This is a genomic window from Jiangella mangrovi (assembly GCF_014204975.1).
GTDB classification, from domain to species: Bacteria; Actinomycetota; Actinomycetes; order Jiangellales; family Jiangellaceae; genus Jiangella; species Jiangella mangrovi.
In genome coordinates this window covers 801276-823918 of sequence record NZ_JACHMM010000001.1, presented here as the reverse complement: position 1 = coordinate 823918, position 22643 = coordinate 801276, and the positions used below count along the sequence as shown (strand labels likewise).

The following is a 22643-nucleotide window of genomic DNA, read 5'->3' as shown; positions in this document are numbered from 1 at the left end:
CCACATGAGTCTCAGCGGCCTGCTGTCCGCCCTGCTCGGCGACGACGGCGACCCCACCCTGCGCTCGGCCGTCGCCGACGCGCGCACGGGCGCGGTCACCGCCCTCGACCTCACCGCGCCGCCGGCGCTGCGCCCGTTCGTGGCCGGCGCCATCGCGGCCGACGGCGTGGGTGCGGGCCGGACGGTGCTCGCCGTCACCGCCACCGGGCGCGAGGCCGAGGACCTCGCCACCGAGCTGCGCTGCCTGCTGCCGCCGGAGTCCGTCGTCGAGTACCCGGCCTGGGAGACGCTGCCGCACGAGCGCCTCTCGCCGCGCAGCGACACCGTCGGGCGCCGGCTGGCGGTGCTGCGCCGCCTGGTCCACCCCGATGACGAGTCCGGCGGGCCGGTCAAGGTGGTCGTCGCGCCGGTGCGCAGCGTGCTGCAGCCGCAGGTCGCCGGCCTGGCCGACCTCCGTCCCGTCGCACTGCGCCCCGGCGACGACGTCAGCCTCGACTCCGTCGTGGAGCAGTTGGCCGCGGCCGCGTACGTGCGCGTCGACCTCGTGGAACGACGGGGCGAGTTCGCCGTCCGCGGCGGCATCGTCGACGTCTTCCCGCCCACCGAGGAGCACCCGCTGCGGGTCGACTTCTGGGGCGACACCGTCGAGGAGGTGCGGTACTTCACCGTCGCCGACCAGCGCTCGACCGACGTCGCCGAGCACGGCCTGTGGGCGCCGCCGTGCCGCGAGCTGCTGCTGACCGACGACGTCCGCCGGCGTGCGGCCGCGCTCGCCGACGCCCACCCCGAGCTGGGCGAGATGCTCGAGAAGATCGCCGCCGGCATCGCCGTCGAGGGCATGGAGTCGCTGGCGCCCGTGCTGGTCGACCGCATGGAGATGCTCGTCGACCTGCTGCCGGCCGGCACCCACGTGCTGGTCTGCGACCCCGAGCGGGTCCGAACCCGGGCGCACGACATGGTCGCCACCAGCCAGGAGTTCCTCGACGCGTCGTGGGCGGCGGCGGCCGGCGGCGGCAAGGCACCCATCGACCTCGGCGCGGCGGCGTACCACACGCTCGGCGACGTCCGGGCGCAGGCGATCCGCCAGGGGCTGCCGTGGTGGAGCCTCAGCTCGTTCGGGCTGGGCTCGGCCGACGGCGTCAGCGGTCCCGACGGCGACGGCGCGCGTCCGGCGCGTGCCGAGAAGGAGGACCTCGACGCCGACCTGTACGCCGTCGACCTCGGCGAGGACATGGTCACCGCCGGCGCCGTCGACACCCGCGAGCTCGACGTCCGCCCGGCCGAGACCTACCGCGGCGACACCAAGCGCGCCGTCGCCGACCTCTCCGGCTGGCTGGCCACCGGCGGCCGCGCCGTCCTCGTCACCGGCGGCCACGGCACCGCCGAGCGCGTCGTCGAGGTCCTGGGCGAGTCCGAGGTGCCCGCCCGCTACACCGAGCACGTCGACACCGCGCCGGAGCCGGGCGTCGTTCTCGTCACCACGGGCGGGCTGAAGCACGGCTTCGTCGCCCAGGCCGCAGCGCTCGCCGTCCTCACTGAAGACGACCTCACCGGCCAGCGGGTGTCCACCAAGGGCACCACCCGCATGCCCAGCCGCCGGCGCAACCAGGTCGACCCGCTCCAGCTCAAGCCAGGCGACTACGTCGTCCACGACCAGCACGGCGTGGGGCGGTACGTCGAGATGACCAGCCGGACGGTGCAGGGCGCCACCCGCGAGTACCTCGTGGTCGAGTACGCCGCGTCCAAGCGCGGCCAGCCGGCCGACCGCCTGTACGTCCCGACCGACCAGCTCGAGCAGGTCACCAAGTACGTCGGCGGCGACGCCCCGCACCTCGACCGCATCGGCGGCAGCGACTGGGCCAAGCGCAAGGGCCGCGCCCGCAAGGCGGTCAAGGAGATCGCGGCCGAGCTGATCAAGCTGTACGCCGCGCGCCAGGCCGCGCCGGGGCACGCGTTCGGCCAGGACACCCCCTGGCAGCGCGAGCTCGAGGACGCCTTCCCCTACGTCGAGACCGCCGACCAGCTGTCGACCATCGACGAGGTCAAGGCCGACATGGAGCGCGAGATCCCCATGGACCGCGTCATCGCCGGCGACGTCGGCTACGGCAAGACCGAGATCGCCGTCCGGGCCGCGTTCAAGGCGGTGCAGGACGGCAAGCAGGTCGGCGTGCTCGTGCCCACCACGCTGCTGGTCGGGCAGCATCTCGCCACGTTCTCCGAGCGGTTCGCGCCGTTCCCCGTCACCATCCGGGCGCTGTCGCGGTTCCAGTCCGACAGCGAGGCCGCCGAGACCATCGAGGGGCTGCTCGACGGCAGCGTCGACGTCGTCATCGGCACCCACCGGCTCATCACCGGCGACGTCCGGTTCAAGGACCTCGGCCTGCTCATCGTCGACGAGGAGCAGCGCTTCGGCGTCGAGCACAAGGAGAAGCTGAAGCACCTGCGCGCCAACGTCGACGTGCTGACCATGTCGGCGACGCCGATCCCGCGCACGCTCGAGATGTCCATCACCGGCATCCGCGACATGAGCGTCATCACCACCCCGCCCGAAGAGCGCCACCCCGTCCTCACCTACGTCGGCGGCTACGACGAGAAGCAGGTCGGCGCGGCCATCCGGCGCGAGCTGATGCGCGACGGCCAGGCGTTCTTCGTGCACAACCGGGTCGAGACCATCGAGAAGGTCGCGGCCCGGCTGCGCGAGCTGGTGCCCGAGGCGCGGGTGGCGACGGCGCACGGCCAGATGGGCGAGCACGCGCTCGAGCAGGTCATCAACGCGTTCTGGCACCGCGAGATCGACGTCCTGGTGTGTACGACCATCGTCGAGACCGGCCTCGACATCTCCAACGCCAACACCCTCGTCGTCGACCGGTCCGAGCGGCTCGGCCTCTCGCAGCTGCACCAGCTGCGCGGGCGCGTCGGGCGTGGCCGCGAGCGGGCCTACGCGTACTTCTTCTACCCGCGTGAGACGCCGCTGACCGAAGAGGCGCACGAGCGGCTGGCCACCATCGCGCAGCACTCCGACCTCGGCGCCGGCATGCAGGTCGCCATGAAGGACCTCGAGATCCGCGGCGCCGGCAACCTGCTGGGCGGCGAGCAGTCCGGCCACATCGCCGACGTCGGGTTCGACCTCTACGTGCGGCTGGTCGGCGAGGCGGTCTCGGACTACCGCGGCGACGGCGCCGAGGCGATGCCCGAGGTCCGCATCGAGCTGCCGGTCGACGCGCACATCCCGCACGACTACGTCGCCAGCGAGCGGCTGCGGCTCGAGGCGTACCGGCGGCTGTCCGAGGCGGCCGACGACGCCGCCGTCGACGCCGTGCTCGAGGAGCTGGCCGACCGTTACGGCCCGCCGCCGGAGCCGGTCGAGAACCTGCTGGCCGTGGCCCGGTTCCGGGCGCACGCGCGGCGGGCGGGACTCTCCGAGGTCACCGTCCAGGGCACCTACATCCGGTTCGCGCACGTCGAGCTGGCCGACTGGCAGCGGGTGCGCCTCGGCCGGCTGTACCCGAAGTCGCTGGTCAAGGACGCCGTCGGCACCATGCTGGTGCCCCGGCCGCGGCCGACCCAGATCGGCGGGCCGCAGCTGCGCGGCGTCGAGCTCCTGGCCTGGGCGAAGACCGTCATCGACGACGTCATCGCCCACCAGCCCGACCGGGCCGGAAGCAGGGCTGGATAGGATGCGCGCGGGCATCGTCCATCCGCGTAGCCGAACTCGAGTACCGACGAAGAGGATCACCGTGTCGACCATCCGACGCATCGTCATCGCGTCCCTCGCCGCGGCCAGCGCCGTCGCGCTGACCGCGTGCGACTCCGAGCAGATCGGCTCCGCCGTCGTCATCGACGGCGACCGGTTCACCGTCGACGACCTGCAGAACGAGGTCGAGCACGTGCAGCGACTCGAGGGCTTCGACGTCGAGGCCGCGGGCGGCATGCCGGCGTTCCAGCGGACCCTCCTCACTCGCCACATCCAGCACCAGATCTTCCTGCGGCTGGCCGAGGACGAGGACCTCGAGGTCACCGAGGCCGACATCGACGACGCCATCGAGGGCATCGCGGCCCAGGCCCCCGGCGGCGACCTCGACGCGGCGATCGCGCAGGCCGGCTACACCGATGCCGGCTTCCGCGCCGCCGTCGCCGACCAGCTCATCGCGCAGTCGTTCGCTGAAGAGACCGGCGCTGACAACGCCGTCCTCACCCAGACCCTCGCCGACCTCGGCACCGAGATGGGCGTCGAGGTCAACCCGCGCTTCGGCACCTGGGGCGACGACATCGCCGTCAGCGCCGACACCGGGTCGATCTCCGAACCGGCTTCGTGAGCCTGGTCCTGCTGGTCACCAGCCCGCGGGTCGCCCCCGGGCTGTTGTCGGCGGACGCGTGGGAGGTGCTGCGCTCGGCCGCCGCGGTCTACGTCGCCGACGAGTCGCACCCGCAGGTCGCGCCGTTGCGTGCGGCCGGTGTTCCGGTGACGGTGGCAGCTGCGCCGCCCGCTGACGGTGTGTGGCTGCTTCCGCCGGGTTCCGATGGTGCCGAGTTCGCGGATGCGACCGTCGTGGTCGGGTCCGAGGACTTGCCGGGGTCGCGGCTGCTCGACCTCGTCGCCGTCATGGACCGGCTCCGCTCGCCCGGCGGCTGCCCCTGGGACGCCGAGCAGACCCACCGCAGCCTGGCGACGTACCTGCTCGAGGAGACGTACGAGACCCTCGAGGCCATCGAGTCCGGCAACGACGACGACCTGCGTGAAGAGCTGGGCGACCTGCTGCTGCAGGTGGTGTTCCACGCGCGGCTGGCGCAGGAGCGCCCGTCCGGTCCGTGGGGGATCGACGAGGTCGCGGCCGGCATCGCCGACAAGCTGGTCCGCCGGCACCCGCACGTCTTCGGCGACGCCGAGGCGTCGTCCGCCTCCGACGTGGGGGAGCGCTGGGAGCGGCTGAAGCGCGAGGAGAAGAACCGCTCCTCCGCCGTCGACGGTGTGCCGCTCGCCCAGCCCGCGCTGTCGCTTGCCGCGAAGCTCGTCCACCGGGTCGAGAAGGCCGGCGTGCCGGTGCAGGTCTCGTCTCCGCCGGTCGTTCCGTCGTCAGCGGACGAGCTGGGGGACGCGCTGTTCGCGCTGGCCGCGGCCGGGCGCGAGCACGGACTCGACCCCGAACAGGCCCTCCGCGACGCCGCCCGCCGCTACATCGACGCCGTCAAGGCCGCGGAGTCTGTCGGTCGCCCCGTCTAGGGTGCTGTTCATGGAGACAGCGCTCGTCGCGGAGTTCAGTGATCCCCAGGCCGAGGCCCTGCCCTGGGAGCGGGCGCTCGAGGTCATCGAGTCGGCGGAGATGTTCTGGCTGTCCACGGTGCGCCGCGAGGGCCGCCCGCACGTGGCCCCGTTGCCGGCCATGTGGCTGGACGGCAGGCTGCATTTCTGCACCGGGGCGCACGAGCAGAAGGCGAAGAACATCGAGGTCAACCAGGACGTGGCCCTGACCACCGGTACCAACGCGTTCCGGTCGGGCATCGACGTCGTGGTCGAGGGCCCGGTGGCCCGCGAGACCGGCAACGACCAGCTCGCCCGCCTGGCCGCGCTCTGGATGGAGAAGATCGGCTGGCACTTCACCGTCGGCGACGGCGTGTTCCTCGACGAGGGCAACCCGGACCACCAGGCCGTGGTCTTCGCGCTGACCCCGGCCAAGGTGCTGGCCTTCACCAAGCAGCCGTACAGCCAGACCCGCTACACCTTCTGACCGTTAGCGCTCGCCGGGGGCGGCAGAGTACTTGTCGCACGTGTAGACGCTGATGCCAACAGCTTGGCCTCAGCGTCTACACGTCGATGATGGACTCTGCTGACCGGAGCGCGGGCTCGACTAGCGCTCGCCCGGCTGTTCGGCGCGCAGCCCGCGCGCGGTGAGGTCGTGCAGCCGCTCCAGCCACCCCTCCGGCGCCGGTCGTGCACTCGCGAACTGGCCGCTGAGTGAGATACCGATCCCGGCGTTCGCATCATCGAAGGTCAGGCCGCGGGCTTCTAGCCAGTCCGGCACACCGGGCGAACTGAGTTCCGGCCGCCGGTTGACGGCGTACGTCATGTAGGGCGTGCGACGGCGACGGCCCCAGTCCTCCGCGGGCACGGGGTACGGGTCGCCGGGCGATGGTTCCGGACCGAACGCGTCGTACCAGATGTTGCGGAGCCACTCGTCGGTGATCCATTGCGAGTCGGCGACGCGGTGCGGCGGATAGGACGAATCGCGGATGTGGCGGGCGAACTCGTCAAGGAAGGCGTGGAACGAGCCGTCCTCGTCGTCCTCCAACCTGGCGGCGGCCTCTTCGCACTCCTCGATGTAGGCCTCCGGCGTCTCATCGGCCAGGCCGAATCCTCCGCCGAAGTGTTCCTTGAAGTTCTCGCTCGGCGGGGTCATGTGAGGTCCTCCATGCGTTTGCAGTTCGGGTTTCGCTCGCCGACCGGGTAGCACGTCACGAGCGCCCAGCTCGTCGTCCCGAGTCGCTTGAACTGGAGAAATACTCCCGGATCATCGCCTTCGGCGATGGGGTCGTAGGGCACCGCGTACACGGGTGGTGCACCGTGGGCCATCGCGTACGTGCGCGCATCCAGCCAATCGTCCGCCATGGCACGGCTCGATGTCGCCGTGCCTCGGTATCCGTGCGTGTCGCCGGCTGCGAGGCCGGCCGATGTCGCGCTCACGTGGATGCTGATGCGCTTGGTCTTCGCCTTGGTGTTGTTCGTGAGCAGCTCGTCCAAGCCACCGGCGTGGACACGCGCCCATCGAAGGATCGCCTCGAGTGGTTTGGCCATCGCCTCGGCGGAGGCGAATCCACCCGCGATGGGTCCACATCGGTGGTCGGACTCAGCGCCACCGTCCGGCAGGAGCTGCCATGGCCCGTGCCCCGATGGATCCTTCAGCCAGAGCAAGCGTGCGAGCTGGGCCTGCAACGGGATGTGGGGGCCGTGCCGTTCCACGGCGTGACAATCGCTGCCTTTGAGCATCGCGATGCCCTCCAGCCGGTCGGTGTCCGGTAGGTGACCACCGACCGATCCCGGCACGGCATCGATGAGTTCTTCTGACGGCACGGAAACCTGGTTGGCCGTCTGTGCGGTCAGGGTGACGCTGGTATCGACGGTGCCGAGCAGGTCGTCGACGTAGTCGTGCGCGAAGCCGGGCGGAAAGTGGTCGGGGAGCTGCGCGAGCGGGCCGGCCGGGACCAGCGGCGGCGGCGCCGTCAACCCGTGCCAGGGAGCGAGCAGGGCGAGCAGGGCGTGGATCTCCGTCACCAGCGGTCGCCGGGCCTCGGCGAGCTGCCCGTTCAGGTCCGCGTCCAGTTGCCGGCCGACACCGCTGATCTCCTGCACGAGAGCGGGAACGTCGAGGACGGTCCCGGGGACGTGCACGGCGGACAGCGTCTCGGCGATGCCGCGCACCCGCTTCGCCGCGTCGGCGCTCGCACCCTCCGCCTGGCGCTCGAGGTCGACGCAGGTGCGGAGGAGGCCTTCGATGGCCGCACGCAGGGCACCGCGCTCCGGCGGCTGCGCGGGAGGCTGCGTCACCTCCGCCACGCTACCGGCCACCTTGCGCCGATGCAGTCCGGACGGCCCGGAACCCTGGCCAGACCGGTAGCGTTGTCACCAGATAACGACTATCAGCTACGACGACGACGTCGTCGGCGAAAGGACGAGATCCGTGACCTGTCCGAAGTGCAACGGCCAGATGAAGACGTATGACCGGTTGGGCGTGCACGTCGAGCAGTGCGACGACTGCAAGGGCATCTTCCTCGACAAGGGCGAGCTCGAGCAGATCGTCGCCGCCGAGGAGCAGTACAACGCGCCGCCGCCGCCCCTCGACTACGGCGGCCGCCAGGCGCCCCCGCCGCAGCACCCGCAGCAGCAGTACCAGCAGCCGTACCGCGGCCGCCCCGACAGCCCGTCCCCGTACGGGCGCGGCGGCTACTCCGACTCGCCCAGCCCTTACGGCTACGGCAAGAAGCGCAAGCGCAGCATCTTCGACCAGCTCTTCGACTGATCGAGACGTGAACCTGCTGATCTGCGAGCGCTGCGGCGAACGCGCCGACCACCCGCAGGTCGAGAAGACGGAAGCGGTCATCCGGTGCGCCCATTGCGGCCACCGGTGGCCCATCCTGCGCCTCCCGCTCTACTGCCTGACGGGCCCGAGCGGCACCGGCAAGTCCACCGTCCAGCGCCTCCTCGCCGCTGAGCCCGGGCTGGCCGACCGGTTCGTCGTCCTCGAGCAGGACGTGCTGTGGGTCGCCGGGCTGCGTGACGACGGCGCCGAGCACCGGCCGTTCCGGTCCACCTGGCTGCGCATGGCGGCGATGATCAACCAGAGCCGCCGGCCTGTGGTCTTGTGCGGGACGGTGGTGCCGCCGGAGTTCGAGCCCCTGCCGGAGCGGGCGCTGTTCGAGCGCATCGACTACCTGTGCCTCACCTGCGATCCCGACGTGCTCGCCGAACGCCTCCGCGCACGACCGAAGTGGCGCGAGTGGGACGAGCCCCGGATCACCGAGACTCTCGACTTCGCCGCCTGGATCGACGCGAACGCGGCCACCATGGACCCGCCGATGACGCTGCTCGACACCACCGGCGTGCCGATCGAGCAGACGGCGCGCGCTGTCAGTGAGTGGCTGTCGGCTCGGGAGTGACGCCGAGCTCGGTCGCCAGCACCAGGTACATGCCGTGCGACCAGAGCAGCGGCCGGGCACTCGGGCCCCACCGCTCGAGCCACTCCGGCAGCACGTCCGGCGCGAGGACCGGCGGCATCTGCTCGGGCAGCCAGCCGGACGAGTCGGCGGTCGAGGCGATCCACCGCAGCAGCTCCGTTGCCCGCCCTCGCGACCCCATCACCGCGTGGTGCCAGCCCAGGAACGCCGCCAGGATCGGCCACTGCCCGCCGCCGTAGAAGGTGTCGGCAACGTAGCGGTGCACCCCGCCGCCGGGCGTCGTCAGCTCCGACTCCACCCGCGCCACCGTCGCCGCCATCACCGAGCCCGACGGCGAGTACAGCTCGAACGGCACGCCCGCCACCACGAGGCTCGCGTCGACCGCCGTCGACCCCAGCCACTTGCGCAACGCGCCCTCGAAGGTCCCCGACCGCGTGACCAGCTCCGCGATATCGGACGCCGCCCGCGACGCCTCCGGCGCCAGCACGCCCAGCGCCTCAGCCGCCCGCAGGCCGCCGTACACCGAGGCCAGCGTCGAGACGTGGGTCTGGTCGCGGTGCTCCTCCCACCAGTCGCGGCAGGTCCGGGCGCCGACGGCGACGAGGTAGCGCACCGCGGTCTCGGCCGCCGGCGCGTACGGCTCCACCGGAAGCCCCCACCGCGTCAGGTGTGCCCGCAACGCCCACAGCCAGGTGCCGTAGCCGTCGACCTGGTAGTTCCACCAGTCGTCGTCGTGGCGCTCGCCGGCCAGGGTGTAGCGCGCCGGCAGCAGCTCACCGTCCGCCGGCTGCGACCCGGCCGACACCCGCGCGACCAGAGCGGACACCGTCGGCGCCTCCCGCGACAGCACGCGCGCGCACCAGTCGTGAAAGGCGGTCGCCGATTCGACGGCGCCCGCCCGGCTCATGCCCTCCGCGATGAACGCGCCGTCGCGGAACCAGGAGAACCCGTACGGCGTGAAGCCCACCGCCGCGGGGTACGCACCGGAGGCATCCTGCGCCGCCGCGATGGTCGACACGCTGACCCGAGCGAGTCGTCGCAGGTCAGCGGCATCGGCTACGGACAATGGGTTGACAGGCTCGGCCATGATGCCCGAATGTAGCCGATGTAACCGGTTTATGTAACCGGTACCAAAGGAGCGACCAGACCATGGACAGCGCGGAGCAGAAGAGCACCGGACAGCGTCGCCGCACGTCCGCTCGCGCCAGCGTGACCATCCGCGACGTGGCGCGGCACGCGGGCGTCTCGGTGGCGACGGTCTCGCGCGCGCTCCGCGGCAGCGACCTCGTCCACCCGGCCACCCGCGAGCGGGTCGACGCCGCCATCGAGGAGCTCCGGTTCACGCCCAGCCAGCTCGGCCGCTCCTTGGCCGAGCGCAGGCACGCCGCCAACGGCATCGTCTTCCCCGACCTGTCCGGCCCGTTCTACGCCGAGGTCGTCCTGGGCTACGAGGAGGTCGCCGCCACGCTCGGCCGCTCGGTGCTCATCCTCAGCACGCACAACCGCGAGTCAGCCGGCGACATGGTGCTCGACCTCGCCGGCCGGGTCGACGGGCTGGCCGTGTTCGGGCGGACGGTGCACGACGACGTCGTCGCCGAGATCGTGCAGCGCGGCGTCCCCGTCGTGCTCATGGCCCGCACCGAGATCGAGGGCGCCGACTCCGTCCGCACCGAGAACGTCGTCGCCGCGACCTCCGTCGTCGACCACCTGCTGGCCGACGGGCACCGCCGCATGGCGTTCCTCGGCGACCCGGTCGACTCCACCGACGTCGCCGAGCGCTGGGCCGGGTTCCGCGGCGCGCTCGCGCAGGCCGGGGTCGACGTGCCGGAACGGGCCATCCCGGCCGGCTTCAAAGAGGACGACGGCGCCCGCGTGGCGGCCGCGCTCATCGCCGACGGCCTGCCGGACGTGGTCGTCTGCGCGAACGACGAGCTGGCGCTCGGCCTCACGGTCGCGCTGGCCGAAGAGGGGATCGAGGTACCGGGGGAGGTCGCCGTCACCGGGTGGGACGACGTCATGGCGGCGCGCTATGCGGGGCTGACGACGGTCCGTCAGCCGATGCGCGAGATGGGGGCGAGGGCGGCGCAGATGCTCGACGCCCGGATCAGCGGGGACCGTTCCGAACCACGTCACGACGTCCTGACCACCCAGCTCGTGGTCCGCCGCAGTTGCGGGCCGCACTCGAAGGAGGCTCATCGATGAGTCGACGACCCATCATCACCGCGACCGCCCTGGCCGCTGCCACCGCCCTCGCCCTCACCGCCTGCGGCCGCGACTCCGACTCCGGGTCCGGCGGGGACGGCGGCGACGGCAATGCCGCCCCGTCCGCCGACATCAGCGACGGCCCCGCCACCGGCACCATCGAGGTCTGGGCCATGGGCACCGAGGGCGAGCTCCTCGGCGACTTCCTGGCCGACTTCGAGGAGGCCAACCCCGACGCCACCGTCGAGGTGACCCCGGTGCCGTGGGAAGGCGCGCACGACCGCATCGCCACCGCCATCGCGGCCGGCGAGACCCCCGACGTGAGCCTCATCGGCACCACCTGGATGGGCGAGTTCGCCGCGACCGGCGGCCTCGAGGCCACGCCGACCGACGTGTTCGCCGAGGACGACTTCTTCCCCGGCCCGTGGGCGTCCACCGTCGTCGACGGCACCTCCTACGGCGTCCCCTGGTACGTCGAGACGCGCGCGCTGTTCTACCGCACCGACCTCGCCGAGTCCGCCGGCCTCGAGCCGCCGGCCAGCTGGGACGACCTCAAGGCGTTCGCGCAGGGCCTGCAGGGGGCGGGTGCCCAGCAGGGCATCTACCTGCAGCCCGGCCAGGCCGGCTCGTGGCAGACGTTCATGCCGTTCGCCTGGCAGAACGACGCCACGCTGACCGACGGCGACGCCTACACCCTCGACAGCCCCGAGATGACCGAGGCGCTCGAGTACTACATGTCCTACTTCTCCGAGGGCCTGTCGCAGGACACCGTGCTGCAGCCGGGTGCCCTGGAGCAGATGTTCGCCGACGGCGCCATCGGCTCGTTCATCTCCGGGCCCTGGCACATCGGCCTGGTCCGTGGCGCCGGCGCGACGGACAACTTCGACGTCGTCCCGCTGCCCGGCAAGGACGACGCGCCCGGCACGTCGTTCGTCGGCGGCGGCAACCTGGCCGTCTTCACCGACTCCGACAACAAGGACGGTGCCTGGAAGCTGGTCCAGTACCTCACCGAGTCGCAGGTGCAGCAGAGCTGGTACGAGACCGCCACCGGCCTGCCGTCGCGCCCCGACGCTTGGGAGGGCGGCCCGCTGACCGAGGACCCGCTGGTCGCGGTCTTCGGCGAGCAGCTCGAGCAGACCGAGGCGCCGCCCGCCGTCCCGACGTGGGAGCAGGTCGCGACGGTCATCGACGGCAACGTCGAGGCAGCCGTGCGCGGCACCATCCCCGCTGCTGACGCCGTCGCCGACATGCAGTCGCAGGCGTCGTCCATCGGGACCGGGCTGCAGTAGGAGCCCCGGCCATGGCCACCGCCACCACGGCTCCGGCGAGCCGCCCGTCCCCCGTGGGCGGCTCGCCGGGCACCAAACGGCGCCGGTCGCTGCTGCAGCGACGGCAGACCCGCACCGCCTGGCTGCTCGCGCTGCCGTTCCTGCTGCTGTTCGCGGCCTTCACCGTCGGCCCGGTCTTCGCGTCGCTGGTGATGAGCTTCACCGACATGCGCAGCACCGACGTGCGCACGCCGTTCGCCGTCGACCTCGCCGGCATCGACAACTACACGGCGCTGTTCCAGGATCCGCTGTTCCGCAAGGTCGCGCTCAACACGGCGATCTTCGTGGCGGTGGGCGTGCCGCTGACCATGGTGCTGGCGCTGGCGGCGGCGGTCGGGCTGAACCGCATCACCCGGCTGCGGGCGTTCTTCCGGCTCGGGTTCTACCTGCCGGTCGTCACCAGCATCGTCGCCGTCGCCGTCGTCTGGCGCTTCCTGTTGCAGCCGGACACCGGGCCGATCAACCAGCTGCTGGGGGTCGTCGGCATCGACGGCCCGGACTGGCTGGGCGAGCCGTCGCTGGCGCTGCCGTCGGTCATCGCCATGGCGACCTGGCGCAACCTCGGCACGCTCATGGTGATCTTCCTGGCAGGGCTGCAGACGGTGCCGCGTGAGCTGCTCGAGGCGGCCGAGGTCGACGGCGCCGGGCGCTGGCAGCGGTTCCGGCACGTGACGCTGCCGCTGCTGCGCCCGGTGCTGCTGTTCGGCGCCGTCATCACCGGCATCGGCTACCTGCAGTTCTTCGAGGAGTCGTTCGTCATGACCAACGGCGGGCCGCTCAACGCGACCCGTTCCGTGGCCTACTACACCTACGACCAGTTCAGCTTCGGGAACTACGGCTACGCCTCGGCGGCCAGCTACGTGCTCTTCGTGGCCATCGTCGTCCTGACGGCGATCCAGTTCCGCGTGCTCCGGCCGAAGACGTGAGGGGCCGGCGATGACCACCTACACCCCACCCCCGTCCACCATCGACGACGGCGACAGCCTGCGGCCGGGCGACGCGGAGCCGGCCGGGCGGACCAACGCCGAGCGGGCGCCGTCGCGCTGGCTCTATGTCGTGCTGTCCGTCGGCGTGCTGGTCATGGCGCTGCCGTTCGTCTGGATGCTGCTGTCGTCGGTGAAGCCCGAGGCCGAGGTGCGGTCGATCCCGCCGACCTGGCTGCCTGAGACGTTCACGCTGGAGAACTACGGCGAGCTGTTCGACCGGCTGAGCTTCCCGACCTACTTCGTCAACTCGATCGTCGTCGCGGTCGTCGTGACGCTCGGGAACCTGGTGTTCGGCTCGATGCTCGGCTACGCGCTGGCCAAGCTGGAGTTCCGCGGCAAACGGCTGGTGTTCGTCATCGTGCTCGGGACCCTGATGGTGCCCGGCATGGTGACGTTCGTGCCGCTGTTCGTGCTGGTCAGCAACATGGGCCTGACCAACACGTACCCCGGGCTGATCCTGCCGTACCTGGTCGGGCCGCTGGGCGTGTTCCTCATGCGGCAGTACTTCCTGGGGCTGCCGGACGAGCTGATCCAGGCCGCCCGCGTCGACGGCGCCGGCGAGCTGCGGATCTTCTGGAGCGTCATGCTGCCGCTCACCGGGCCGGCCCTGGCGACGCTGGGCATCCTGACGTTCCTGACGTCGTGGAACAACTTCCTCTGGCCACTGGTCGTGGCGCAGACGGAGGACAAGTACACCCTGCCGGTCGCGCTCGCGCTGTACTCCGTCGGCCAGAACGCCACGCAGTACGGACTGCTGCTGGCCGGCGCCGTCGTCGTGGTCGTGCCAGTGGTCGTGCTGTTCCTCGCGGTGCAGCGGTACTTCGTCCAGGGCATCGCGATGACCGGCATCAAGTGATGGTGGAAGGACAGACGCGTGAGCAGTGAGACCGACGCCCGTACCGACTTCGAGACCAGGCTCGGCCGGTCCAGCGGCGTGGCCGGCTCCGACGGCGCCGGCGTGGCGCTCGCGGCGCCCGCGGGCCTGACGGCGAGACCCGGGCGGGCGCAGGTCACGCTGTCGTGGGAGCTGGTCGAGGGCGCGGCCGGGTACCTGGTGCACGTGGGCGCATCGGCCGACGGCCCGTTCGAGCCGCTGGACCACCAGGGCCGCGACGTGCTGTCCGTCCCGCACGGCCCGTACGCCGACACCACCGGCGAACCGGGCGTCGAGCGCTGGTACGCCGTCGCCGCCGTCGCCTCCGTCGACCACGTCGGCCCGCTGAGCTCCCCGGTCGTGGCGGCCCCGCTCGCGGACCCGGGCGCGACGGCAGGTGAGCCGGTCGCCGTCGTCGTCGATGCCGGGTCCGACGAGGGCGAGCTGGACCGGCCCTGGGCGCCGATGATCGGCAGCGAGCACCTCTCGCACGCGCTCTCCACCGACCGCACCGGCGGGCACGAGATCGGCGCGGAGCTGCGGGCGGCGCTGCGGGCCGCGCACGAGGAGCTCGGCGTCGAGACGGTGCGCGCGCACGGCATCCTCTGCGACGACCTCGGCGTCTACCGCGAGGTCGACGGCGAGCCCGTCCACGACTTCACCGGCGTCGACCGCGTCTACGACATGATCCTGTCGCTGGGGCTGCGGCCGATCGTCGAGATCTCCTTCATGCCGCGCGACCTCGCCTCGGACCCGTCGGCGACGGTGTTCGAGTACGGCGCGATCATCTCCCCGCCGAAGGACTGGGACCGCTGGTACGACCTGGTGCGGGCGTTCGTGGCGCACCTGGTCGAGCGCTATGGGCTGGAGGAGGTGCGCGACCGGTGGGCGTTCGAGGTGTGGAACGAGGCCAACCTCGAGGTCTTCTGGTCCGGCACGCCCGACGAGTTCTTCCGCCTGCACGACGTCGCGGTCCGCGCGGTGAAGTCCGTGGACGACGGGCTGCGCGTCGGCGGGCCGTCGTCGGCGGCGGCCGGCTGGGTCGACCAGCTGCTGGCGTCGACGAAGGAGCCGCTGGACTTCGTGTCGACCCACACGTACGGCTCGCCGCCGCTGGACCTGCGGCCGGTGCTGTCGCGGCACGGGTACCAGGGGCTGCCGCTCTGGTGGACGGAGTGGGGCGTCACCCCGACGCACTTCAACGAGGTCAGCGAGTCGGTGTTCGCGGCGGTGTTCCTACTGCGGGGCATGCGCTCGGCCATGGGCCGCATCGAGGCGCTGTCGTACTGGGTGGTGTCGGACCACTTCGAGGAGCTGGGCCGGCCGCCGGCGCTGTTCCACGGCGGGTTCGGCCTGCGCACCGTCGGTGAGCTGCGCAAGCCCCGGTGGTGGGCGCTGGCGATGCTGGCGGCGCTGCCGTCGCGGCGACTGTCGGTGCGGGCGTCGGGGGACGGCGCGGACTCGCTGGTGGAGTCGCTGGCTTCCCTGGACCCCGGCGAGGGCCGGGTGGCGGCGCTGGTGTGGAACGGGACGCTGGACCAGTCCAAGGCGGCCGGGTCGGCCGACCTGGGGCGACGGGTGTCCCTGCGGTTCACCGGCCTGCCGGACGGCGACTACGAACTGCGCCACCGCCGGGTCGACGACGACCACTCGTGCGTCCCCGCGGTCTGGCGCCGGATCGGCGGCGGGGCGGCGTGGCCCACCGACGCGCAGTGGGCCGAGCTGCGTGCCGCGGACCGGCTCGACGAGCTCCACCCGCCCCGCCCGCTGACGGTGGCCGGCGGCGCCGTCGACGTCGAGTTCGACCTGCCCAACCCCTCGATGTCCCTGGTCGAGCTGGTCCCCGTCGTGGGCTGACGCCCGGGGTGTTAGTCCACGCAGAGACAGAACGGGTGCCCCGCGGGATCGAGGAACACCCGGAACGACGTTCCCGGCTGGTGCTCGTGCTTGGTCGCGCCGAGCTCGAGCACCGCCGCCTCGGCGACGTCGAGGTCGTCGACCATCACGTCGAGATGCGTCTGCTGCGGGATCTCCTGGCCCGGCCAGCGAGGCGGCGTGTACCCCTCGACCTGCTGGAAGGAGATGCACTGGCCGTAGTCGGCGCGGACGTCGGCCCAGCCGGGGGAGAGCTCGACCTTCCAGTCCAGTAGTGAGCCGTAGAAGGTGGCGAGAGCGGTCGCGTCGGGACAGTCGATCACGAGACTCGGGAAGCGTGCGATGGCCATGTAGGCACTGTAGGAGCGGTTCCGGACGATCCGCGTCCGGAACTCGTGGATCTTCGATGGCGGCCACGCGCGGCCCGTCGGTCCGGGATCGGGTGCTTGGTCCGGGTAGGCTGCGGTCGTACGAGCGTGCAGCGCCGCCGTCGTCACTGCACCCACGTACGGAGACGACAGCGACCCACCGCAGGAGACGATACGTGGCCACGATCGAAGCAATCGGAGCACGCGAGATCCTCGACTCCCGGGGCAACCCGACGGTCGAGGTCGAGGTGGCTCTCGACGACAGCACCATTGCCCGCGCCGCCGTCCCGTCCGGCGCCTCCACCGGCGCGTTCGAGGCGGTCGAGCTGCGCGACGGCGACCCCGCCCGCTACCTGGGCAAGGGCGTGGACAAGGCCGTCACGGCCATCATGGACGAGGTCGCGCCCGAGCTGCTGGGCTTCGAGGCCAGCGACCAGCGCCTCATCGACCAGGCCCTGATCGACCTCGACGGCACCCTGAACAAGGGCAAGCTCGGCGCCAACGCCATTCTCGGCGTCTCGCTGGCGGTCGCGAAGGCCGCCGCCGAGTCGGCCGAGCTGCCGCTGTTCCGCTACCTGGGCGGCCCGAACGCGCACGTCCTGCCGGTGCCGATGATGAACATCCTCAACGGCGGCGCGCACGCGGACAGCAACGTCGACATCCAGGAGTTCATGATCGCGCCGATCGGCGCCGAGACCTACCGCGAGGCGCTGCGCTGGGGCGTCGAGGTCTACCACACGCTCAAGGGCGTGCTGAAGGAGCGCGGCCTGGGCACGGGCCTCGGCGACGAGGGCGGCTTCGCGCCGAACCTGCCGAGCAACCGCGACGCGCTCGACATCATCGTCACGGCCATCGAGAAGGCCGGCTTCACGCCGGGCGCGCAGATCGCGCTGGCCCTCGACGTCGCGTCCACGGAGTTCTACGCGGACGGCACGTACTCCTTCGAGGGCAAGAGCATCTCGGCCGCAAAGCTCACGAAGTACTACGAGGAGCTGGCCGGCGCCTACCCGCTGGTGTCCATCGAGGACCCGCTGTCGGAGGACGACTGGTCCGGCTGGGCGGCGCTCACCGACGTGCTGGGCTCGAAGCTGCAGATCGTCGGCGACGACCTCTTCGTCACCAACCCCGAGCGGCTCGAGCGCGGCATCAAGGAGCACGCCGCCAACTCGCTGCTGGTCAAGGTCAACCAGATCGGCTCGCTGACCGAGACGCTCGACGCGGTCTCGCTGGCGCAGCGCTCCGGCTTCACCTGCATGATCAGCCACCGGTCGGGCGAGACCGAGGACACCACCATCGCCGACCTCGCCGTCGCCACCAACGCCGGCCAGATCAAGACCGGCGCCCCGGCCCGGTCCGAGCGGGTCGCCAAGTACAACCAGCTGCTGCGCATCGAGGAAGAGCTCGACGACGCCGCCCGCTACGCCGGCTCGTCGGCCTTCCCGCGGTTCCAGGCCTAGGAGCCGCCGTGGCCACGTCGCGTCGTTCGCCCAGCGCCCGCCCCGCGGCGGGCGCTGGCACGGCGCGACGTCCCAGCGCGGGCCGGGCCGGTCGTCCGGCGGCCCGCGCGCCCAAGGGTGGCACGACGGCGGCAGCTCGGCCCCGCGCCGACTCCGCCGACGGCCCGCCACCCCCACCGCCGCCGCGGCGGCCGCAGCCCAAGGGCGGCCGCCCGTCGGTCACCGGCCGGGCCGCCGTGCTCGCGCTGGTGCTGGCGGTGTTGCTGGTGTCCTACGCGTACCCGCTGCGGGCCTGGTTCGACCAGCACCGCGAACGGGTCGAGCTACAGCGCGAGCAGCAGGAGCTGACCGCGTCGGTCGAGCAGCTCGAGCAGGAGCTGCGGCTCTGGGAGGACCCCGCCTACGTCGCCGCCCAGGCGCGTGAGCGGCTCGGGTTCGTGCTGCCGGGCGAGCAGAGCTACATCGTGCTGCCCGACCCCGACGCCGCCGAGGAGACCACCGCCGGCGCCGCCGACGGGTTGCCGCCGGCCGGGCAGGGCGCCTGGTACGAGCGGCTCTGGGCGTCGGTCACCTTCGCCGACAGCCCGCCGCCCGACCCCGACGCACCGGTCGACGACGGAGACAGCGGCGAGTGAGCGCCACGCCACCCACGCAGACCGACCTCGACACCGTCACCCAGCAGCTCGGCCGCCCGGTCCGCGGCGTGCGAGCCGTCGCGGCCCGGTGCGGGCCCGACGGCGCCGGCCATCCGTCCGTCGTCGAGACCGAGCCGCGGCTGCCCGACGGCACGCCGTTCCCGACGCTGTACTACCTGACCTGCCCGCGCGCCGTCGCCGCGACGTCGACGCTCGAGTCGGTCGGCGTCATGCGCGAGCTGACCGAGGAGCTGGCCGCCGACCCCGAGCTGGCCGCGGCCTACCGGGCGGCGCACGAGTCCTACCTCGCGCAGCGTGAGGCCGCCGGACACGTCGAGGAGATCGCCGGCGTCTCGGCCGGCGGCATGCCCGACCGCGTCAAGTGCCTGCACGTCCTCGTCGCGCACAGCCTGGCGGCCGGCCCCGGCGTGAACCCGCTGGGCGACCGCGCGCTGGGGCTCATGGCCGCCACCTGGACGCCGGCCACGTGCGACTGGAGGCCCGAATGACCCGCGTCGCCGCCATCGACTGCGGCACCAACTCGATCCGGCTCCTGGTCACCGACCTCGACGTCGCGGCGAACAAGCAGCACGACCTCGACCGCCGGCTGCGCATCGTCCGCCTCGGCAAGGACGTCGACCGCACCGGCGTGCTGGCCCCGGAGGCACTGGAGCGCACGTTCGAGGCGCTGGCCGAGTACGCCGCCGTCATCCATGACCTCGGCGCCGACCACGTCCGCATGGTCGCCACCAGCGCCACCCGCGACGCCGCCAACCGCGACGAGTTCGTCGCCGGCGTCGTCCGCGTCCTCGGCGTCGAGCCCGAGGTGGTGTCCGGGGCGGCCGAGGCCGGGCTCTCGTTCGACGGCGCCGTCCGCGGGCTCCCCGGCAACGGCACGGCGCCCTTCCTGGTGGTCGACATCGGTGGCGGGTCGACGGAGCTGGCGCTCGGGTCCACCGGCGGCGTCACGGCGGCGCGTAGCGTCGACATCGGCTGTGTCCGGCTGACCGAGCGGCGGTTCCTGACCGACCAGCCCACCGCCGAGCAGATCGCCGCCGCCCGCGCCGACATCGAGGCCGCCCTCGACGAAGCCGCCGCCGTCGTGCCCGTCGCCGACGCCCGCACGCTGGTCGGGGTTGCCGGATCGGTCACCACGGTCGCCGCGATCCATCTGGGGCTGGCCGAGTACGACTCCGCAGCCATCCACCACAGCCGCATCCCCGCCGCCGAGGCCCGCGCCATCAGCGACCACCTGCTCACGCTCACCCACGACGAACGGCTGGCCATCGGGCCCATGCACCCGGGCCGGGCCGACGTCATCGGCGCGGGCGCGCTGGTGCTGCGCTGCGTGGTCGACCGCGCCGGCGTCGACGAGGTGCTGGTCAGCGAGCACGACATCCTCGACGGCATCGCCTGGAGCATGGTCAGCGGCTGAGCGCCCCGATCAGCTGCTCCCACTCTCGCAGGTAGGCCGCGTAACCGTCGGCGAACCGGTCCAGCTCTGCCGCCGCCTCCGGGGTGAGTGCGGTCAGCTCGTAGGTGACGGTCACGTCACTGCCGCCGTCCCCGCCGGGCCGCAGTGACACCCGGACGACCCCGGCCCGCGAACCCGGCGTCACCCGCGCGTAGGAGATGCTCCGGCCGGGGTCGCGCTGCAGGACCACCCAGATCGTGTGCTCGCCGTGGGCGCCGGTCTCGAACGCCGTCCCGGGCGCGGTGTCGTCATCGGTGGGCAGAGCGAACCGCGGCTCCCACCCGGGCGCCCACGCGATCTCACCGCGCGGCGTGAAGAGGACGAACGCCTCGGCCGGCGGCAGGGCGACGTGCAGGGTGCCGGTCAGATGGTGCTGCGCGCCGGTCATACGTGGAACGGTAGCGAACGATCGGCCGGGGCAGTCTTCAACCTCCGTTCAGCTCGACTCTGCGTGTCGGTTCATGCCATACCGTGATCATTCGGACGTGACACGGGGGTCGACTCCACGAGAGAAAGGCCATCACATGCCCGGACCATTGACCCGACGCACCCTCATCGCGGGTGCCTCCGCAGCGGGTCTGGCGCTGACGCTGCCGTCGGCCGCCACGTCCGCCGAGCCCACCGCGTACGCCGCGTTCCGCGTCGTCCGCACCCGGCCCGACACCCCGAGCGTCCCCGAGATCACGCTGCCGGCGGGCTACAGCATCCTGGCCGGCACCCGCTACTCCGTGGCCAGCCGGGCCGAGTACTACACGTTCGTCGTCGGACCGCGCAGCCCCGGCATCGAGATCGCCGTGCGCTGGCCGGACGTCGCCGTCGAGACCGTCGTCCACCAGGACACCCGCCTGGCGCTGCGCCCCGACCCCTCCGACGGCGACCGCTTCACGTTCACGCTGCCCGTCACCCAGACGTCGGCCGACGCCAACCAGCCGACGCTGCAGGTGTGGAGCTTCCCCGAGAACGTGCCCGGCATGAACTGGCGCATCGAGCACAACGACGCCGACCGCGTCGCCGGCCCGTGGACGACGGTGCCGTGGCCGGCCGGCGAGGTCCGCTCCGTCGTGCACCAGCTGGTCGCCGCGAACTACATCTGCCATGCGTCGGGCCTGGTCGCGACGGCGGCCGCGAAGGGCCACCGCTGGGTGCTGATGGGCTTCGAGACCAACAACACGCTGCACGCCGACAACCCGCCGCACTGGCACATCTCGTACAACTCCGGCCGCGACTTCAACGCCAAGACGCACAACCCGCACCTCTGGTTGGACCGCGAGGGCAGGAACTTCTACAACGGCATGGACGTGACCGGTCTGGGCCGGCTGCGGTACTACCCCGGCGACCCGGCCCCGCTATATGACTTCATCGGGACGGCCAACGGCGGCCGCGGCAACCTCACCTGCACGATGACGCTGCGCGAGGACGGCGGCATCGACATCGCCGCGCCCGAGGGCCCGACGTTCGCCATCGCCGCCGGCCGCGACGGCACGCTGGTCGAGGAGGTCACGGTCCTGCGCGACCAGCAGCCGTGGCTGCGCATCGCCACGGTCGACCGGGTGCGCCACGGCGTCACCGCGTTCGAGGTGACCGGCCTGGCCGACCCGCGCGAGAGCGTGTCGACGGTGATCCGCTACGACCGCCTGACCGGCGTCATCACGCGCTAGGCACAATGTGGGGCGTGCTCCTGCCCCATCCGCTCACCGGCCAGCCGTTCCCCAGCCCCGTTGCGCCGGGGACCGGCTGGCCCGGCGACCCGGCCGACGCCGCGACCCCGGTGGCGGCGTCGCCGGACGACGTGGTCCGGCTCGCGGGCGGCGCGACGCTCGCGCAGATCGAGGCGCGCTCGTCGGTCTGCCGCGCCTGCCAGCGGCTCGTCACCTGGCGCGAGGACGTCGCCCGCGAGAAGCGCAAGTCCTTCGCCGACCAGCCCTACTGGGGCCGCCCGACGGTCGGCTGGGGCGACCCGCGCCCGCGCGTCCTGGTGTTCGGGCTGGCGCCGGCGGCGAACGGCGGCAACCGCACCGGCCGCGTCTTCACCGGCGACCGCAGCGGCGACTGGCTCTACGCCGCCCTGCACCGCGCCGGCCTGGCGAACCAGCCGACCGCGACGCACGCCGGCGACGGCCTGGAGCTGACCGGCGCCCGCATCATCGCCGCCGTCCGGTGCGCGCCGCCGGACAACAAGCCGACCCCGCAGGAGCGCGACGCCTGCTCGCCCTGGCTGGACCGCGAGGTGGAGCTGGTGCTGCCGACGGTGCGCGCCGCGGTCGCGCTCGGGTCGTTCGCGTGGGCCGCCGCGCTGCGTACGCTCGGCCGGGCCGGGCTGGCGGTACCCCGGCCGCGGCCCGTGTTCGGGCACGGCGCGGAGGTGACGCTCACGCCGTCGGGCGACTCATCGACGACGGCGTCAGCGGTGCGGCTGATCGGGAGCTACCACCCGAGCCAGCAGAACACCTTCACCGGCAGGCTCACCGTCGGCATGCTCGACGACGTGTTCCGGCGGGCGGCGGCCACCTGATCAGGGCAGGTCGACGCCCAGCTCGCGGGCCAGCGCCGCCTCCGCCATGAGGGCGGCCGCGGTCAGCCGCTCGATCAGCTCGGCGGCGTCGTCGGCGAGGCGCAGGTAGCGGTGCCGGCCCAGGCGCTCCTCGGCTAGCAGTCCGCCAGAGACCAGCAGGTTCAGGTGCTCGGTGGCGGTCGACGGCGCGACACCGGCGGTGCGCGCCAGCTCGGCCGCGGTCCACGCGACGGCCGAAGCGTGAGTGTGGTCGAGCGCACCGTGA

Annotated in this window: 22 protein-coding genes and 1 pseudogene; 17 read left to right on the top strand and 6 right to left on the bottom strand. The window is 72.4% G+C overall.

Features of this window, described 5'->3' with window-relative positions; all coding sequences use genetic code 11:
* The first annotated feature begins 4 nt into the window (after positions 1–4).
* The 4 genes from mfd (at position 5) to HD601_RS03750 (ending at position 5726) form a co-directional block, all read left to right on the top strand.
* A complete protein-coding gene (mfd, locus tag HD601_RS03765) occupies positions 5–3676 on the top strand; it encodes a transcription-repair coupling factor (protein ID WP_184819474.1) in 3672 nt (1223 codons plus the stop codon).
* A gap of 61 nt (positions 3677–3737) precedes the next feature.
* Positions 3738–4316, top strand: a complete 579-nt coding sequence (locus HD601_RS03760) for a SurA N-terminal domain-containing protein (RefSeq protein ID WP_184819472.1) — start codon at positions 3738–3740, stop codon at positions 4314–4316.
* Positions 4313–5221 carry a MazG family protein gene (locus tag HD601_RS03755; RefSeq protein WP_184819470.1) on the top strand — a complete coding sequence of 303 codons (909 nt, stop codon included), beginning with the start codon at positions 4313–4315 and terminating at the stop codon, positions 5219–5221. Before HD601_RS03760 ends, HD601_RS03755 begins: the two co-directional genes overlap by 4 nt.
* Positions 5222–5231: 10 nt before the next feature.
* Positions 5232–5726: a pyridoxamine 5'-phosphate oxidase family protein gene (locus HD601_RS03750; protein ID WP_184819469.1), complete on the top strand. Its 495-nt coding sequence runs from the start codon at positions 5232–5234 to the stop codon at positions 5724–5726.
* 120 nt (positions 5727–5846) lie between these two features.
* Here the strand turns inward: HD601_RS03750 and HD601_RS03745 are convergent, their stop codons facing one another.
* Both HD601_RS03745 and HD601_RS03740 read right to left on the bottom strand, forming a co-directional pair.
* On the bottom strand, positions 5847–6395 hold the full coding sequence (locus tag HD601_RS03745; protein ID WP_184819467.1) for a hypothetical protein: 549 nt from the start codon (positions 6393–6395) through the stop codon (positions 5847–5849).
* Positions 6392–7549: a hypothetical protein gene (locus tag HD601_RS03740; RefSeq protein ID WP_184819465.1), complete on the bottom strand. Its 1158-nt coding sequence runs from the start codon at positions 7547–7549 to the stop codon at positions 6392–6394. The genes HD601_RS03745 and HD601_RS03740 overlap by 4 nt, the downstream gene beginning before the upstream one ends.
* Positions 7550–7673: 124 nt before the next feature.
* On the opposite strand from HD601_RS03740, the gene HD601_RS03735 reads away from it, so the two are divergent.
* Both HD601_RS03735 and HD601_RS03730 read left to right on the top strand, forming a co-directional pair.
* The gene (locus HD601_RS03735) at positions 7674–8012 is read left to right on the top strand and encodes a zf-TFIIB domain-containing protein (RefSeq protein ID WP_184819463.1); all 339 of its coding nucleotides are present in this window, start codon (positions 7674–7676) and stop codon (positions 8010–8012) included.
* A 7-nt stretch (positions 8013–8019) separates the two neighbouring features.
* Positions 8020–8649 (top strand): AAA family ATPase, encoded by a 630-nt coding sequence (locus tag HD601_RS03730; protein ID WP_184819461.1) that lies wholly within the window; start codon positions 8020–8022, stop codon positions 8647–8649.
* Here the strand turns inward: HD601_RS03730 and HD601_RS03725 are convergent.
* A complete protein-coding gene (locus HD601_RS03725) occupies positions 8621–9754 on the bottom strand; it encodes a glycoside hydrolase family 15 protein (protein WP_184819459.1) in 1134 nt (377 codons plus the stop codon). The genes HD601_RS03730 and HD601_RS03725 overlap by 29 nt on opposite strands.
* A gap of 62 nt (positions 9755–9816) precedes the next feature.
* Here HD601_RS03725 and HD601_RS03720 point away from each other — a divergent pair, with 62 nt between their 5' ends.
* The 5 genes from HD601_RS03720 to HD601_RS03700 are packed head-to-tail and all read left to right on the top strand — an operon-like array spanning position 9817 to position 15914.
* Positions 9817–10869 (top strand): LacI family DNA-binding transcriptional regulator, encoded by a 1053-nt coding sequence (locus tag HD601_RS03720; RefSeq protein ID WP_221440517.1) that lies wholly within the window; start codon positions 9817–9819, stop codon positions 10867–10869.
* A complete protein-coding gene (locus HD601_RS03715; protein WP_184819457.1) occupies positions 10866–12158 on the top strand; it encodes a sugar ABC transporter substrate-binding protein in 1293 nt (430 codons plus the stop codon). The genes HD601_RS03720 and HD601_RS03715 overlap by 4 nt, the downstream gene beginning before the upstream one ends.
* Before the next feature lie 11 nt (positions 12159–12169).
* The gene (locus tag HD601_RS03710) at positions 12170–13123 is read left to right on the top strand and encodes a carbohydrate ABC transporter permease (RefSeq protein ID WP_184819455.1); all 954 of its coding nucleotides are present in this window, start codon (positions 12170–12172) and stop codon (positions 13121–13123) included.
* Between the two features lie 10 nt (positions 13124–13133).
* A complete protein-coding gene (locus HD601_RS03705) occupies positions 13134–14039 on the top strand; it encodes a carbohydrate ABC transporter permease (protein WP_184819453.1) in 906 nt (301 codons plus the stop codon).
* A gap of 18 nt (positions 14040–14057) precedes the next feature.
* Complete coding sequence (locus HD601_RS03700) at positions 14058–15914, top strand: GH39 family glycosyl hydrolase (protein WP_184819451.1); 1857 nt, start codon at positions 14058–14060, stop codon at positions 15912–15914.
* 11 nt (positions 15915–15925) lie between these two features.
* On the opposite strand, the gene HD601_RS03695 is transcribed toward HD601_RS03700, so the two are convergent.
* Positions 15926–16282, bottom strand: coding sequence for a VOC family protein (locus HD601_RS03695; protein ID WP_184819449.1), 357 nt, complete (start codon positions 16280–16282; stop codon positions 15926–15928).
* 194 nt (positions 16283–16476) lie between these two features.
* Here HD601_RS03695 and eno point away from each other — a divergent pair, with 194 nt between their 5' ends.
* From eno to HD601_RS03675, 4 genes are read left to right on the top strand one after another with little or no spacing between them, the layout of a single operon-like run.
* A complete protein-coding gene (gene eno / locus HD601_RS03690; RefSeq protein WP_184819447.1) occupies positions 16477–17757 on the top strand; it encodes a phosphopyruvate hydratase in 1281 nt (426 codons plus the stop codon).
* A gap of 8 nt (positions 17758–17765) precedes the next feature.
* The gene (locus HD601_RS35385) at positions 17766–18392 is read left to right on the top strand and encodes a septum formation initiator family protein (RefSeq protein WP_184819445.1); all 627 of its coding nucleotides are present in this window, start codon (positions 17766–17768) and stop codon (positions 18390–18392) included.
* Positions 18389–18901 (top strand): DUF501 domain-containing protein, encoded by a 513-nt coding sequence (locus HD601_RS34565; protein WP_184819443.1) that lies wholly within the window; start codon positions 18389–18391, stop codon positions 18899–18901. The genes HD601_RS35385 and HD601_RS34565 overlap by 4 nt, the downstream gene beginning before the upstream one ends.
* The gene (locus HD601_RS03675; RefSeq protein ID WP_184819441.1) at positions 18898–19827 is read left to right on the top strand and encodes a Ppx/GppA phosphatase family protein; all 930 of its coding nucleotides are present in this window, start codon (positions 18898–18900) and stop codon (positions 19825–19827) included. The genes HD601_RS34565 and HD601_RS03675 overlap by 4 nt, the downstream gene beginning before the upstream one ends.
* On the opposite strand, the gene HD601_RS03670 is transcribed toward HD601_RS03675, so the two are convergent.
* Positions 19817–20254, bottom strand: a complete 438-nt coding sequence (locus HD601_RS03670) for an SRPBCC family protein (protein WP_184819439.1) — start codon at positions 20252–20254, stop codon at positions 19817–19819. The two genes, HD601_RS03675 and HD601_RS03670, sit on opposite strands and share 11 nt — an antisense overlap.
* 148 nt (positions 20255–20402) lie before the next feature.
* On the opposite strand from HD601_RS03670, the gene HD601_RS03665 reads away from it, so the two are divergent.
* Both HD601_RS03665 and HD601_RS03660 read left to right on the top strand, forming a co-directional pair.
* Complete coding sequence (locus HD601_RS03665) at positions 20403–21524, top strand: hypothetical protein (RefSeq protein WP_221440515.1); 1122 nt, start codon at positions 20403–20405, stop codon at positions 21522–21524.
* 5 nt (positions 21525–21529) lie between these two features.
* Positions 21530–22378 (top strand): uracil-DNA glycosylase family protein, encoded by an 849-nt coding sequence (locus HD601_RS03660; protein WP_184819434.1) that lies wholly within the window; start codon positions 21530–21532, stop codon positions 22376–22378.
* A gap of 51 nt (positions 22379–22429) precedes the next feature.
* Here the strand turns inward: HD601_RS03660 and HD601_RS35380 are convergent.
* Positions 22430–22606, bottom strand: a pseudogene (locus HD601_RS35380) (ArsR/SmtB family transcription factor); the annotation flags it as partial.
* Positions 22607–22643: the final 37 nt, after the last annotated feature.

What these genes read in the sequence shown, in the direction of transcription:
- mfd (WP_184819474.1), top strand. Translation starts at nt 5, where the DNA reads ATGAGTCTCAGCGGCCTGCTGTCCGCCCTGCTCGGCGACGACGGCGAC.
- HD601_RS03750 (WP_184819469.1), top strand. Translation starts at nt 5,232, where the DNA reads ATGGAGACAGCGCTCGTCGCGGAGTTCAGTGATCCCCAGGCCGAGGCC.
- HD601_RS03745 (WP_184819467.1), bottom strand. Translation starts at nt 6,395, where the DNA reads ATGACCCCGCCGAGCGAGAACTTCAAGGAACACTTCGGCGGAGGATTC.
- HD601_RS03725 (WP_184819459.1), bottom strand. Translation starts at nt 9,754, where the DNA reads ATGGCCGAGCCTGTCAACCCATTGTCCGTAGCCGATGCCGCTGACCTG.
- HD601_RS03720 (WP_221440517.1), top strand. Translation starts at nt 9,817, where the DNA reads ATGGACAGCGCGGAGCAGAAGAGCACCGGACAGCGTCGCCGCACGTCC.
- HD601_RS03715 (WP_184819457.1), top strand. Translation starts at nt 10,866, where the DNA reads ATGAGTCGACGACCCATCATCACCGCGACCGCCCTGGCCGCTGCCACC.
- HD601_RS03710 (WP_184819455.1), top strand. Translation starts at nt 12,170, where the DNA reads ATGGCCACCGCCACCACGGCTCCGGCGAGCCGCCCGTCCCCCGTGGGC.
- HD601_RS03705 (WP_184819453.1), top strand. Translation starts at nt 13,134, where the DNA reads ATGACCACCTACACCCCACCCCCGTCCACCATCGACGACGGCGACAGC.
- HD601_RS03695 (WP_184819449.1), bottom strand. Translation starts at nt 16,282, where the DNA reads ATGGCCATCGCACGCTTCCCGAGTCTCGTGATCGACTGTCCCGACGCG.
- HD601_RS03675 (WP_184819441.1), top strand. Translation starts at nt 18,898, where the DNA reads ATGACCCGCGTCGCCGCCATCGACTGCGGCACCAACTCGATCCGGCTC.
- HD601_RS03670 (WP_184819439.1), bottom strand. Translation starts at nt 20,254, where the DNA reads ATGACCGGCGCGCAGCACCATCTGACCGGCACCCTGCACGTCGCCCTG.
- HD601_RS03660 (WP_184819434.1), top strand. Translation starts at nt 21,530, where the DNA reads ATGTGGGGCGTGCTCCTGCCCCATCCGCTCACCGGCCAGCCGTTCCCC.